Origin of the sequence: Limosilactobacillus reuteri (assembly GCF_002254085.1) — a bacterium.
Taxonomy (GTDB): domain Bacteria; phylum Bacillota; class Bacilli; order Lactobacillales; family Lactobacillaceae; genus Limosilactobacillus; species Limosilactobacillus reuteri_K.
On sequence record NZ_NGPY01000087.1, the window covers coordinates 1 to 271 of the forward strand.

General features: G+C 38.0%; 1 rRNA gene. It reads right to left on the minus strand.

The features are described from left to right. Nucleotides 1–196: 196 nt before the first annotated feature. A 16S ribosomal RNA gene (locus tag CBG10_RS10045) occupies nucleotides 197–271 on the minus strand; the annotation flags it as partial.

Here is a 271-nt window from a genome sequence, read left to right on the forward strand (position 1 = left end):
TCAAAGATTGTCTGATTAATTGAGTTAGCGATTATAATTCGTTAATTAAAACTCAAATAACGCGGTGTTCTCGGTTTATTGTTTTGTTAATAAAGAAATTAGATAGTATTTAGTTTTCAAAGTACAAGCTCTGAGGGTAAACCCCTCAAAACTAAACAAAGTTTCTTCGATGTGTAGGTTCCGTTTTATTCCTTAGAAAGGAGGTGATCCAGCCGCAGGTTCTCCTACGGCTACCTTGTTACGACTTCACCCCAGTCATCTGTCCCGCCTT